At 42.5% G+C, this 13,155-nt stretch carries 12 protein-coding genes; 6 read left to right on the forward strand and 6 right to left on the reverse strand.

Annotation, left to right across the window (positions count from 1 at the left end):
• Positions 1-103: 103 nt before the first annotated feature.
• The 3 genes from LC605_RS05830 to LC605_RS05840 all read right to left on the reverse strand — a co-directional run bounded on the left by LC605_RS05830 (position 104) and on the right by LC605_RS05840 (position 1,096).
• Positions 104-328 carry a type II toxin-antitoxin system HicA family toxin gene (locus LC605_RS05830; protein WP_229546622.1) on the reverse strand — a complete coding sequence of 75 codons (225 nt, stop codon included), beginning with the start codon at positions 326-328 and terminating at the stop codon, positions 104-106.
• Positions 325-528, reverse strand: coding sequence for a type II toxin-antitoxin system HicB family antitoxin (locus LC605_RS05835; protein ID WP_229485462.1), 204 nt, complete (start codon positions 526-528; stop codon positions 325-327). The genes LC605_RS05830 and LC605_RS05835 overlap by 4 nt, the downstream gene beginning before the upstream one ends.
• A 121-nt stretch (positions 529-649) precedes the next feature.
• Positions 650-1,096, reverse strand: a complete 447-nt coding sequence (locus tag LC605_RS05840) for a 4-Cys prefix domain-containing protein (protein WP_306426846.1) — start codon at positions 1,094-1,096, stop codon at positions 650-652.
• A gap of 190 nt (positions 1,097-1,286) precedes the next feature.
• Here LC605_RS05840 and LC605_RS05845 point away from each other — a divergent pair, with 190 nt between their 5' ends.
• Positions 1,287-2,162: an MBL fold metallo-hydrolase gene (locus LC605_RS05845; RefSeq protein WP_229546623.1), complete on the forward strand. Its 876-nt coding sequence runs from the start codon at positions 1,287-1,289 to the stop codon at positions 2,160-2,162.
• A 123-nt stretch (positions 2,163-2,285) separates the two neighbouring features.
• Here LC605_RS05845 and LC605_RS05850 read toward each other — a convergent pair whose 3' ends face one another.
• Entirely contained in the window at positions 2,286-2,489 is a 204-nt protein-coding gene (locus tag LC605_RS05850) for an antitoxin (protein WP_229546664.1), read from the reverse strand.
• Between the two features lie 157 nt (positions 2,490-2,646).
• On the reverse strand, positions 2,647-3,816 hold the full coding sequence (locus LC605_RS05855) for a cysteine desulfurase family protein (RefSeq protein WP_229546624.1): 1,170 nt from the start codon (positions 3,814-3,816) through the stop codon (positions 2,647-2,649).
• 218 nt (positions 3,817-4,034) lie between these two features.
• On the opposite strand from LC605_RS05855, the gene LC605_RS05860 reads away from it, so the two are divergent.
• The 3 genes from LC605_RS05860 (at position 4,035) to dhaL (ending at position 7,770) form a co-directional block, all read left to right on the forward strand.
• Positions 4,035-5,471, forward strand: coding sequence for a phospholipase D-like domain-containing protein (locus LC605_RS05860; RefSeq protein ID WP_229546625.1), 1,437 nt, complete (start codon positions 4,035-4,037; stop codon positions 5,469-5,471).
• Positions 5,472-5,914: 443 nt separating this feature from the next.
• On the forward strand, positions 5,915-6,991 hold the full coding sequence (dhaK, locus tag LC605_RS05865) for a dihydroxyacetone kinase subunit DhaK (RefSeq protein ID WP_229546665.1): 1,077 nt from the start codon (positions 5,915-5,917) through the stop codon (positions 6,989-6,991).
• Positions 6,992-7,092: 101 nt separating this feature from the next.
• Positions 7,093-7,770 carry a dihydroxyacetone kinase subunit DhaL gene (gene dhaL / locus LC605_RS05870; RefSeq protein WP_229546666.1) on the forward strand — a complete coding sequence of 226 codons (678 nt, stop codon included), beginning with the start codon at positions 7,093-7,095 and terminating at the stop codon, positions 7,768-7,770.
• A 94-nt stretch (positions 7,771-7,864) separates the two neighbouring features.
• Here dhaL and LC605_RS05875 read toward each other — a convergent pair whose 3' ends face one another.
• On the reverse strand, positions 7,865-10,171 hold the full coding sequence (locus tag LC605_RS05875; protein WP_229546626.1) for an IMS domain-containing protein: 2,307 nt from the start codon (positions 10,169-10,171) through the stop codon (positions 7,865-7,867).
• Between the two features lie 760 nt (positions 10,172-10,931).
• Between LC605_RS05875 and pdhA the strand changes: the two genes are divergently transcribed.
• Together pdhA and LC605_RS05885 are read left to right on the forward strand one after the other, a co-directional pair.
• Positions 10,932-11,966, forward strand: a complete 1,035-nt coding sequence (gene pdhA / locus LC605_RS05880; RefSeq protein ID WP_229546627.1) for a pyruvate dehydrogenase (acetyl-transferring) E1 component subunit alpha — start codon at positions 10,932-10,934, stop codon at positions 11,964-11,966.
• A gap of 281 nt (positions 11,967-12,247) precedes the next feature.
• On the forward strand, positions 12,248-13,117 hold the full coding sequence (locus LC605_RS05885) for an aldose epimerase (RefSeq protein ID WP_229546628.1): 870 nt from the start codon (positions 12,248-12,250) through the stop codon (positions 13,115-13,117).
• Positions 13,118-13,155: the final 38 nt, after the last annotated feature.

Consider the following 13,155-nt stretch of genomic DNA (forward strand, 5'->3'; position numbering starts at 1 on the left):
CATTACCCATAATCTAATTGGTGCGCTGATTAATCAGCTGCATTTGATCGGTTAGGGGATGGAAAATTTAGCGATCGCGTTGAGAAAGTGGCGCGATCGCATTTCAACATTTCCATTCAGATTCAGGAATTTTCGCCCCTTGAAAGATACTCCGTAATGTACCGATAGGTAAAGTGCGGCCTCCATGTTCAGGGACAATTACTTGTAGTCCCAGGTCTTCACTTCTCCATTTGCGGTGGCTACCTTTTTGAGAAATTAATTGAAATCCATATTGTCTCAGGATAGTTTCAACTTCTCTAGATGTCATGCGCCGGATACGATTGCTCATGAGACAATAATCTCTCGTGCGATCGCACCAGGGGCTAACTCAATTGATTCCGGCTGTAAATACAATTGAATTGCTTCTTTAATATTTTCCAAAGCTTCTTCTTCAGTTTCTCCTGCTGAAGTACAGCCAGGTAACTCTGGACACCATACAGCCCAATCGCCTGTTTCTAGGTCTGATTCAAGAATCACGCGCCATTTCATAGCTAATCCTCTGGAATGTAATTATTGTAAATTGGGAACATCGATTGCTGTGCCAACACCAAGGGCGATCTCATCTCTAAAACTTCAAATCCAAAACTGAAAATTTTTAATACCTTATTATTTAAGTTAAGATTATTTGTGGAAGCTTTTGTTCATTAGGAAAATGGCAATAAATCGCATCATAAATCATTTCTCGTAGTGTTTCTATATCATCAGCCTGAGTAAAAATTGACTCGGTTAGTTCAAAATAAGCAATCAAACGGGGAATTTGTGGGTGTTCTCCTAAATCATACAGACGCTTCGCCTCTTGCTTAAATAACTCCGTAGCTTTCTCAAGTGCAGCCGTTCCTTCAAATTGAGGGACAAATTGCTTAATTACGCAAGGTTCATTTATCCTATCTGCATCCCTAGCTTCATAAGTTCTGCTAAATCCACCCTCACCCAAAAGTCGTATTACCCGGAAACGGTTTCTGAATAATGGTGTGAGTGTTTGTCCACACTTAATGCAAAACTTATTGTCATCAGGATTAAAGGGATTTGCACAACTGGAATTAGAACAGTAAAGCATATTTGGGAACATATCAGCAGATAGTGTCTATGTTCAGTTTTCCCAATTTATGCTTACTGGGTTTCATGAGTCTTGATATTTTTGAGCGGATTTACTTCTAGTGGCGGCTACAGTCTCAAGTTACTTTTGCTAGCGTAGGGATATAAGGTTTATCGCTCCCCAGTAAGCGGCTGGAGGCAAAAGGATTGATATGGCTCATTTAAATCAGCGTCGTCCCCAAAATGTCAACGGCGATTTTTATGTAGATACTACCTGTATTGATTGTGATACCTGTCGCTGGATGACTCCAGAAGTGTTTTCTCGTGTTGATGAACAGTCGGCGGTTTATCATCAACCAACGAATGAGGCGGAAAGATTAGCAGCACTGGAAGCACTTTTAGCTTGTCCTACTAGTTCTATAGGCACTGTTGAGAAACCAAAAGATATCAAAGTTGCTCAGGAAAAGTTTCCAATATTAGTAGCCGAAAATGTTTACCACTGCGGCTATCATTCGGAAAAATCTTATGGTGCTGCTAGTTATTTAATTCAACTTCCAGAAGGTAACATTTTGGTGGATTCTCCCCGGTTTACGCCGCCTTTAGTTAAGCGCTTAGAAGAACTGGGGCCAATTCGTTATATGTACCTCACTCATAAAGATGATGTGGCAGATCATCAAAAGTTTGCCGAGCATTTTCAGTGCGATCGCATCCTTCATGCTGATGATATATCTGCTGATACTCGCAATGTGGAAATACAGCTAACTGGTTCTGAACCATTTGTCTTGACTCCAGATTTATTAATTATCGCAGTTCCCGGTCACACCAAAGGAGAAACTGTCCTACTTTATAAAAATAAGTTTTTGTTTACTGGCGACCATCTCGCTTGGTCAGAAAGCTTGCACCAACTGGCTGCATTCCACGATGCCTGCTGGTATTCTTGGTCAGAACAGACTAAATCAATGCGTAATTTAGCTAATTACTCTTTTGAATGGGTGCTACCAGGTCATGGACGAAGGTTTCATGCTGATAGGGAAACGATGCGCCAGCAGATGCACAAGTGTATTGAATTGATGGAATCTTTGAATTGATCGAATTAAGCTTTTGCAGGGATACCTAGCGTATTCAGAACTACTCAACCCAATTTTCTAATGGAAGAGTAGGAATAGGAGAAAACTCTCGCACATTATTAGTGACGGGCGTAACTCCTAAACTCATGGCTGATCTATAGAATTCATGAAGTCATCGGAGAAATTGTCTAGACTACCGATGAGGGATTGCCAGGGGTTGTCTTTGGCGATGAGGACAATGGCGTTACCAATTTTTTTGATATAAACTTCAGTACCTGTGAGTTGAAAGTCTTCGGGTAAAATAACCATTTGGCGAGTGCCATCAGTGGTGAGTTTAGCAGTGTTGATGATCTTGTTTTTGTCCTGATTATAAGACAATACGGTTCACAAAAGGGCTGAAACTCTTTTTTTTACGAACCACAGAGGCGCAGAGAACACAGAGAGAAGGAGAAGGAGGAAATGCTTAACTGAACTGAAATATTAAATTAACATTTTTACCAGTAATTTAACGTTTAACTAAAGATAAATCGGGTGTCAGCCTTTGCAAAACCTGCTTCAATACCATCACTGTCCAATCCACATCAGCTTCAGTAGTATCACGCCCCAATGTGATGCGAATTCCTCCCAAAGCAGCTTTTTCGGAATAACCCATCGCTAACAATATCGGGCTAGGGCTAAGTTTACCACTGTGACAAGCAGCACCAGCACTGATGCCGATGCCAGCAAAGTTTAGCTGTCGTACCAAGGTTTTACCGCTAAGTTTTTCCCCATCGGCGTTTTCTAAGCACATACTAATATGGTGAGGTAAACGATCGCAGCCATCCCCTGTAGCAATTAAACCAGGAATTTCAGCTAATTGGGCAAAGGCGCGATCGCGTAACTTAATTAATCGTGGTGTTTCTGTAGCCAATTCTTGCGCTGCTAATTCTGCTGCTACACCAAATCCGGCAATTATCGGTACTGCTTGCGTACCAGAACGCAGTCCCATTTCTTGCCCACCACCACATAGTAAGGGTATCAATTCCACGCCAGGGCGCACATACAACGCCCCTGCACCTTGTGGCCCATATATTTTATGACTAGAAAGGCTAAGTAAGTCTACGGGGAGTTGTTGCACATCTATAGGTAAGCGTCCTGCAACTTGCACTGCATCTGTGTGGAACAAAGCCCCATGCGATCGCACAATTTTACCCAGTTCTGCGATCGGTTGCACTGTCCCAACTTCACTTTGTCCGTAAATCACGGAAACTAAGGCTGTGTTATGTCGCAACGCTACCTTTAAATCTAGAGGATTGACTCTACCTTTAACATCTACAGACAACCGCGTAACTTCCCAACCCCACATTTCTAGCGATCGCACTGTCTCAGAAATTGCGGAATGCTCAACGCTGGAGATAATTAGATGTTGAGGAACAGCATACAACCGAGCCACACCCATAATTGCTAGATTATCTGCCTCTGTGCCGCCAGAGGTAAAAATGATTGATTCGGGAGTAGCGGCGTTAATTAAACCAGCAACTTGGACTCTAGCTTGTTCCACAACGGTTGCAGCGCGTTGTCCCCACTCGTGTAAGCTGGAAGGATTGCCCCACTGTTGGGTGAGGACTGTTTGCATAACTGCGATCGCTTCTTTTCGAGTGGGTGTGGTGGCGCTGTAATCTAGATAAATTTGCATATAACCGATAATGGTAAGAACACACGTTGGTAGTAGGCTGCTGATTTTGTCAGCATACACAGTTTAAGTGGACTAATCTTGAAAAAAATCTCTGTAATTCTGCCTCTAGCAGTGGATTTTTACCTTTACTTGGAAAGCTATTTCTCTACTTAATTCCGAACTCCAATTTTTGGGAATGATAAATATATCCACTCCCAATCCACTTTTAACAGATTACAGTGCAACTTATCTCTAGACAAAGATATTTTTTATATATCTTTTTAGTTATATTCTCCCTGGCTGGTTGTCAACGAGTCCAGTCCTACAATCAGCGTCCAGCACCCTTACCACAAGACCCGTTAGTTCAAGTTTACTTTAACCATTCTGAGTCTTCAGAATACAAAGAAGCTTACCGTCAACAAATACGTCTTGGGGATGATTTAGAAAAACAGATTGTCGATGCTATTACCCACGCTAAATCTACAGTAGATGTGGCGGTGCAAGAATTACGTTTACCCAAAGTTGCTCAAGCATTGGTTGATAGACAAAAAGCTGGAGTAAAAGTCAGGATCATTTTAGAAAATACCTATAGCCGACCTTGGAGTAGCTTAACAGCTACTGAAGTAGATAAGTTAGATAAAAGAGAACAGCAACGCTATCAAGAATTTCGCAAATTTATCGACATTAACCAAGATAATCAACTCAGCCTAGCAGAAATAAATCAAAGAGATGCTTTGATGATTTTGCAGAATGCCAAAATTCTCTGGTTAGATGATCAAGCAGATGGTTCAGCAGGTAGCAATTTGATGCATCACAAATTTGTGATTGTGGACGATCGCCTTGTAATTATCACTTCGGCTAATTTTACTTTAAGTGATACTTCTGGAGATTTTACAAATTCTAGCAGTTTAGGCAATGCAAATAACTTATTGCAGATTGACAGTCCGGAATTAGCATCTTTATTTACAGAAGAGTTTAATATTATGTGGGGAGATGGGCCAGGAGGTCAGTCAGATAGTAAATTTGGTTTGCAAAAGCCGATGCGTTTACCTAAACAAATAACTTTAGGTGACACCCAAATTACTGTGCAATTTTCGCCTACTTCTCCAACTCAACCTTGGAGTAGCAGTAGTAATGGTTTAATTGGTAAAACTTTAGATTCAGCAACCAAATCTACTGATTTAGCATTATTTGTATTTTCCGATCAGCGTCTTGTCAATATTTTAGAAAAACGTCATCAACAAAGTGTGCAAATTCGCGCTTTAATTGAACCACAATTCGCCTATCGTCCCTACAGTGAAGCATTGGATATGATGGGAGTTGCTCTCAGTAACAAATGTAAATATGAACTTGATAACCATCCTTGGCAAAATCCAATTACTACTGTAGGTGTACCTGTATTACCCAAAGGTGATTTATTGCATCACAAATTTGGTGTTATTGATAGTCAAACAGTAATTACAGGTTCTCATAATTGGTCAGATGCTGCCAATAATGGTAACGATGAAACACTTGTAGTGCTTGAAAATCCCATAGTTGCTGCCCATTATGTGCGAGAATTTGATCGTCTTTATACCAAAGTTAAACCTGGCTTACCACCAAGAATTCAAGAAAAAATCAAATTAGAGCAAACACGGTGTCCCCAGATAAAAACTTCTTCATCAACAGTTTTATAACTTACGCATTGACAAGAAACACCAAATGTTTCCTATCAAAGGATAATTAATAAAAACCTGAAACAACCTATGCTTCTTTATCCCCCACCATACGCCTGATAACTGATAACTCTTTTAAGGCAGGGCTATTTCATCCTTTAAAACAGGTAAAATAGCAAGAACTAAGTACACAGTTTCCTAAATTCGTGACGAATTGAGGGTTTAAGTTGAAACGCAAAGGGGAGGCAGCGCGTTGCGGGGGTTCCCCCCGTTGTAGCGACTGCCGTCGCGCAGAGGTAAGCGCAGAGGAGCGCAAAGTTTCTTTAAATCGATTCGCTACGAACTTGAGGGTTAGCTGTACTAAGTTAATTTAGCCGATGAGAATGGTTGAGCGTAAATAGTAAAAGTATTAGAACCGGATTGCATTATAGTCCTTTAGCCTGGGTTTTAGCACCCTTTTGATGATGAAAAAGCTAATCAACAAGCCGGAAGACTTTGTGCGGGAAAGTCTAGAAGGTATGGCGGCGGCTCATTCCGATTTAATTAAACTTAACGATGATCCCGTTTTTGTCTATCGATCTGATGCACCCATAGAGGGTAAAGTAGCAATTATTTCAGGTGGTGGCAGCGGACATGAACCAATGCACGCTGGCTTCGTGGGCAGAGGAATGCTGGATGCAGCTTGCCCTGGGGAGGTTTTCACTTCACCTACTCCTGACCAAATGCTAGAAGCAGTCAAGCAAGTAGATGGAGGCTCTGGTATCCTTTATATCGTCAAAAATTACAGTGGCGATGTGATGAACTTTGAGATGGCAACGGAATTAGCCCGTGATGAGGGCATTCGAGTGCTAAATATTTTGATTGATGACGATGTAGCAGTGAAGGATAGCCTGTATACCCAAGGACGCCGGGGTGTGGGAACAACTATACTAGCGGAAAAAATTTGTGGCGCGGCGGCTGAGGTGGGGTATGATTTGCCACAAATAGCAAATTTATGTCGCCGAGTAAATTTGAATGGGCGGAGTATGGGAATCGCTCTAACATCTTGTACAGTACCCGCTAATGGAGAGCCAACATTTGAATTGGGCGATCGCGAAATCGAATTAGGTATCGGTATTCACGGTGAGCCTGGAAGAGAACGCACAGCCATAAAAACCGTAGATGAGATCACCGAAATTTTGACGCGATCGCTCATTGAGGATGCAGCATACAGCCGCACACTGCGCGAGTGGGATGAAGACAAAGGAGAATGGGTAGATATAGAACTCATAAATCTTCCATTTGCCAAAGGCGATCGCTTATTAGCTTTTGTCAATAGTATGGGTGGCACTCCACTTTCTGAACTGTATATTGTTTATCGTAAACTCGCCCAAATCTGCGAACAGCAAGGATTGCAAATTGTGCGAAACTTGATAGGCCCTTATATTACATCTCTAGAAATGCAAGGTTGCTCAATTACCCTGCTGAAATTAGATGATGAAATGATCCGGCTATGGGATGCACCAGTAAAAACGCCAAGTTGGCGCTGGGGAATTTCATAATGACCAATGACCAATGACCAATGACCAATGACCAATGACAAATGACCAATGACCAATGACCAATGACCAATGACAAATGACAAATGACGAATTATATCGATATAGTAAGTCAAGCGCAGATATTAGAATGGTTGCAGGTATTTGCAACCGAGATAGAGCAGAATAAAGCATATTTGACAGAATTAGATGCTGCGATCGGAGATGCTGACCACGGGATCAATATGGATCGCGGTTTCAAAAAGGTAAGCATTCAGTTACCAACTCTTACAGACAAGGACATCAGCAGTATTCTCAAAGCTGTGAGTATGACCTTAATTTCTTCTATTGGCGGTGCAAGTGGCCCTCTTTATGGCACCTGGTTTTTACGAGCAAGTACAGCAGTAGTTGGCAAGCAACAATTAACAGAACAAGATATTTTAGCAATACTTCAAGCTGGCTTAGAGGGCGTGCGACAACGTGGCAAAGCGCAACTAGGAGACAAAACAATGGTGGATGTGCTATCTCCGGCTGTAGCCGCTTTTGGGCAAGCTATAGGAGAAAGTAAGCGAACACTGCAAGCTATGCAACAGGCTGTAGCAGCAGCCCAAAAGGGGTTGCAGGAAACTACACCAATGCACGCAAAAAAGGGACGGGCTAGCTACCTGGGGGAGAGGAGTATCGGACATCAAGATCCAGGAGGGACTTCTGCTTATTTGATGTTAAAGAGTTTCTTAGCGGTGTTAGAAAATTCTAAGTCCATAATTTCACAAATTCCTAACGAAAAAAATTGCCTTGATTAAACCTTTGCGTTCCTCTGCGCTAACCTTTGCGATCCTCTGCGTTAAAACTTCAACCCTCAATGCTAAATCATAGACATCGCCTCAAAATTCCAACTTATCTAATTATCTGATTCACAGCAGATATATTCTGGATGCGCCATTTACCTCGTTGTCGAATCAAATCATACCGAACTCGCAAATTATCGCTAGAAGACTTTTGAAACTGACCATTTTCATATAACTGCGATCCTTCCTTCACCGTAGCTACCACTGCGGCACGATCTGCAAATAAATCAATTTTCTCTACAGATTCCACCTTCAGACTATGATCATACTTGCGATAGAGGTTGTCTGACCTATACTGTTGGGCAGTTTGGCGCGATTGAGACAAAGCTGAACCAGTTAAAATCCGCTCTAAATTATTAATCTCATGATTTGGCCCGAAAGCTTCAGCTTTGATAGATAGCCAAGTCCGAATGACTTCTTCTGCCATTACATCTGTTAAAGTACCTTCTAGTGCTTGTGGTTTACTATTTGGATCAGGAATAAATATTGGTGGTTGATTTATCTCTACAGACAACTCTGAACCACGCACAGATGGTGTAGTAAAAAACAGATTTTTTAACCATCCAAAAATTGTGATAGCTAACACCGAGAAAACTAATAGACTCACCAAAGAAATAAACACTCTCCATACCAGCCGTGTTTTCCCTTCTATAGTGTTAGCAAAAGTTCGCCGTCGCCGAGGACGACGAGAAGGAGGACGATTATCTGGTATACGTTCTCGCCTAGCAGATGGAGTAGGTTTTCTCCGTCTACGCTTTTGGTTCTGACCGCGTGCAGCAGTCTTAGCTGAACCGTTCAAATGCTGATTAGTGCCTCCGCTCATCCTTTCGGCAGCAGGAATCTCTGATTTTACACTACCAGATGAATTCCACATGGGTGGTGAAAAATTTGAATATTCAGGTGTTTCTTTTGTTGGTCTTTCTGACAAATCTAGGTCAGGTGTTCTGCTGTGATTAAATTGCCCTGGAGTCTTAGTTGAATTGTTAGGGAAATGGGGATTATTTCTCTGAGGCTGGGGAAAATACTGGGGGTTAATTACAGCCCATTCATTAGTTGTTTCTGCATCCGTTGGCAGTGCTTCTAAATAAGCTTGCACCTGTTGGTTAGCAAAGTAATCTTTTAGGAAGGCTTGCTGATTTGTTAAATCTCGAAAATGTGGAAATACTTCCTGTTGCAACCACTGTTCTGCATATAGACACAGCCCCGGTAACAAATCTGGAGAGTCTTGAGATTTTTCCCGAATAAAAGCTAAAGCTTCGTACTCCTGACTAAGTTCTAAAACACGAGTTGCTTCTTCAGTTTGTCCCAAGAGTAACGCACATAACGACTGTTCTAAATGTACATCCTGGCGCTTGCCCAGACGGATAAGCATTTGCCTTGCTTGACGAATTAAAGCAGGTTGCCGTTGAGCAAATCCCCGTGCTATCAAGGCATAAACAGCCAAGTAAGTGGCAACAGCAGAAGGACGTTTGCTTTGGGCTTCAAATAGCTTGTGCTGCTCTGCGACTGTTAAGTGGTTGCGTAACTGCTGGATAAATCGCAGAAAGTCATCTATATTTAAACCAGAATCATCATTGTTCGTGCCATCAATGCCGCCACGATCTTCTAAGAGGTTTTGTAATAATTCCAAGCCTTGGCTTCGTTCGGCAGTCTTTTGTTGAGGTAGTGCCAGCAACTCCAAAATTCGATATGGTCGCAATTTGTAAAGATCCGCCTGAATTTCCGCCTGAATACTGGCGAACAACCCTTCGCGTAGTAACAGTTCTTGACCAGTTTCTAGGGATATGGCGGCATTTTCATAGTGACCTTGCTGCCACTGTTCGCGACCTAATTCTAGACAAGCAAGGGCAACAGTGAGAACAACATCTGGATGTTCAGCGCTTTCGTATATTTCTTCATCTGCTAAATTATTGCTTTTTCTTGCACTTGTAGCACCATTTTTATTTACCAGGTACGGACGACCTAGTTTCAGTACAAGTTCGTATTCCCCCAACTCTTGCAAAATTAATAAAGCGCCAACTAGTTCGTCTTGGGTAATTTCGATACCCAGACTCTGGGTATCAATACCCCTTTTGGTGCTTTCTGGACGATTTTCCAGTGCTACTGCGGCAGCAGCAAGGTTATCAGGGTCATAGGCGTGGGCAAGATAAAGCTGATCGTAGGTACTGCGTTGTTTTGGATCTGATAAAACCACGTAAGCTTCTTCTATAAGTTGTTTACGAGAAGAAATTGCTGCCTGAGAATACTCACGTCGTGGCAATTGTACAATGCGATCGCTGTATGCTTGCCGCAATTGTTCATCACTTGCCGCTAACGGTAGTCCTAAAATTCGGTAGTAATCTAGCGGAATTCGCACAGCCTACTTCCCCTGCACCGTGATCAACATAATTCACCTAGAGCTTTCCAGGCCTGTAAAACCGTGCCAGAAAAATGCCGTGTAGAACTTACTCTACAAGTGTATATTGCAACAACTTGTTTTGTACCTTCCCGAAATTTTGAGTCACATTCTAGTACTAATTTTTTGCTTTCGCCTAGAAAGCCTCAATTCTTTGTTTTAATTCTTAGTATTTTTGTTTAACACAACTATTATCAGCCTTCGATAGCACAAACCACAACTACCGCTTTTAGTAACGGCATAAATGTTGTGGTTGCAAGAATCTATTGATGATTGATTTGTTCGGAACTTTCCCACTAGGGGTAACAAAAATACCACTATTGGGGGTTGACTCTGATAACGTGAGAAAAGAATCATATCATAATTAACCTTTAATTACAATTATTTACTTGGGTAAAAAACTTTTGCGTCCTTTTTGAAAATTGTTAATGGATATGCAGAAAGCACTCTATGTTGATTGCTAGTCTATGAAGGGGAATCGGGAGAGAGAAAAACCCCAAACGGCAAATCTGGCTGTAAGAGTCAAATCCTTACGGGGCATGGGCTGAAAAGTTCAAAATCAAAAATTAAAAATTCAGCTATTCCCTAAGACCCTTTTTTGGTGCATAAATAAAGTTTGATTGTTGAGTCTTGCAAACGCTAGCCTGTTAAAAGCTGAGGTTTATCAGACCAAATTATTTAAGACCGTAGCTTTAAGTTGTACAAAGGGATACTCAAAATAATGGATCAAGAGCGTACTTTACCCACATTTAATGCTGCTACTACGCATATTACCAAGGCAGAAGGGTTACGGTTATATGAGGACATGGTGTTAGGGCGCTTGTTTGAAGACAAGTGTGCTGAAATGTACTACAGGGGCAAAATGTTTGGTTTTGTCCATTTGTACAACGGTCAAGAAGCCGTTTGCAGTGGTGTTGTGCAGTCAATGCGACCGGGTGAAGATTTCGTTTGCAGTACCTACCGCGACCACGTTCATGCTCTGAGTGCGGGAGTACCAGCAAAAGAGGTCATGGCAGAATTATTTGGCAAAGCCACAGGTTGCAGCAAAGGGCGCGGTGGTTCCATGCATATGTTTTCTGCCGAACATCGCTTGCTGGGTGGCTATGCTTTTGTGGCTGAGGGAATTCCTGTAGCAGCTGGAGCGGCTTTTCAAAGCAAATACCGCCGCGAAGTACTCGGAGATCAAAATGCTGACCAAGTGACAGCTTGCTTTTTTGGCGATGGTGCAGCTAATAACGGTCAGTTTTTTGAGACACTAAATATGGCAGCCCTCTGGAAACTGCCAATTCTGTTTGTGGTCGAAAATAATAAGTGGGCAATTGGGATGTCTCACGAACGAGCCACTTCCCAGCCAGAGATTTATAAAAAAGCCAGTGCATTTAACATGGTGGGCGTGGAAGTAGATGGCATGGATGTACTAGCAGTCCGAGCCGTGGCCCAAGAAGCTGTAGCCCGTGCCCGTGCAGGTGAGGGGCCAACATTAATTGAAGCGCTTACTTACCGCTTCCGGGGTCACTCCTTGGCAGATCCTGATGAAATGCGAAGCAAAGCGGAGAAAGAATTTTGGTTTGCCCGTGACCCAATTAAGAAGTTGGCAGCTTATTTGGTGGAGCAAAATCTGGCGGATGAGGGAGAAATCAAGGCAATTGATCGTAAAATTCAGGATGTGATCGACGAAGCGGTTAAATTCGCCGAAAGCAGCCCCGAACCAGACCCCAGCGAGTTATATCGTTTCGTGTTTGCAGAAGACGAATAAATTATCGGGAGTGGGAAGTAGGGGGAGACACGATTAATCGCGTCTGTACTAGGGAGATGAGGGGCACAAGGAGAATAACCAATGGCCAATACTTCGACTTCGGGGTTGGTGAGTTTACGGTGAGCATCTCGACTCCGCTCGTTGGCGTAGCCTCTCGTAGAGATGGAACCGCAGTCGAACTGCGAAGTCGAACGCGAGTGCCTCCCGCTCTTAAGGGCAGTACAAGTGCCCAATATCCAATGTCCAACGTCCAATTCCCAATTCCCAATTAGGACAAACTTATGTTTACGATTGCAGTTCAACAGCAACAGTACAAAACCTACATTCTTTCTGACGAAAGCACTGGTTCTCAATTGGAAGTCGTACCCGAACGCGGTGGTATCATCACCCGTTGGCGCATTCAGGGGCAAGAAATTTTCTACCTGGACACTGAACGCTTTACTCATCCTGATTTGAGTGTCAGAGGCGGGAATCCGATTTTGTTTCCTATTTGTGGCAATCTACCAGATAATATTTACACTCATAATGGGCAACAATATACTCTCAAACAACACGGTTTTGCCCGTGAATTGCCGTGGGAAGCAACAGAACAGAAAACTGAAGATAAAGCTAGTCTCACTGTTGTTCTTAATAGCAATGAGCAAACTAAGGCAGTTTATCCTTTTGATTTTCAGCTGGCTTTTACCTACGAACTTCAAGGTAATACTTTAGAAGTCCGTCAGCAGTATCAAAACTTGTCATCTACACCAATGCCCTTTTCGGCTGGTTTCCATCCCTACTTTCTGTGTGGTGATAAAACTCAGTTAGAGCTTGAAATTCCCTCTAAACAGTATCAAGATAATCAAACTAAGGAAATTCACTCTTTTGACGGCAATTTTGACTTTAGCCGTGATGAAATCGATTTTGCCTTTGGACAGCTAACGAGTCAATCGGCCACTGCGATAGATCGTAGCCGTAAGTTAAAACTCACCTTGGATTATGATGATTTCTCTACCTGGCTGGTATTTTGGACGGTCAAAGGCAAAGAATTCTACTGTCTAGAACCCTGGAGTGCCACCCGTAACTCTCTCAATACTGGTGATAACCTGACTGTGTTAGCACCAGGAGCTAGCCACACAGCATCTGTAAGGTTGACTGCTAATTTTTTCTAAACCCCTTCGCAAATCTACAGATGTATATGCTATGATGG

It is taken from the genome of Nostoc sp. CHAB 5836, from assembly GCF_020829445.1.
Taxonomy (GTDB): Bacteria; Cyanobacteriota; Cyanobacteriia; order Cyanobacteriales; family Nostocaceae; genus Nostoc.

Coding starts and splice junctions, on each gene's coding strand:
- LC605_RS05830 (WP_229546622.1), bottom strand. CDS start 328: ATGAGCAATCGTATCCGGCGCATGACATCTAGAGAAGTTGAAACTATC.
- LC605_RS05835 (WP_229485462.1), bottom strand. CDS start 528: ATGAAATGGCGCGTGATTCTTGAATCAGACCTAGAAACAGGCGATTGG.
- LC605_RS05840 (WP_306426846.1), bottom strand. CDS start 1,096: ATGCTTTACTGTTCTAATTCCAGTTGTGCAAATCCCTTTAATCCTGAT.
- LC605_RS05845 (WP_229546623.1), top strand. CDS start 1,287: ATGGCTCATTTAAATCAGCGTCGTCCCCAAAATGTCAACGGCGATTTT.
- LC605_RS05855 (WP_229546624.1), bottom strand. CDS start 3,816: ATGCAAATTTATCTAGATTACAGCGCCACCACACCCACTCGAAAAGAA.
- dhaK (WP_229546665.1), top strand. CDS start 5,915: ATGAAAAAGCTAATCAACAAGCCGGAAGACTTTGTGCGGGAAAGTCTA.
- pdhA (WP_229546627.1), top strand. CDS start 10,932: ATGGATCAAGAGCGTACTTTACCCACATTTAATGCTGCTACTACGCAT.
- LC605_RS05885 (WP_229546628.1), top strand. CDS start 12,248: ATGTTTACGATTGCAGTTCAACAGCAACAGTACAAAACCTACATTCTT.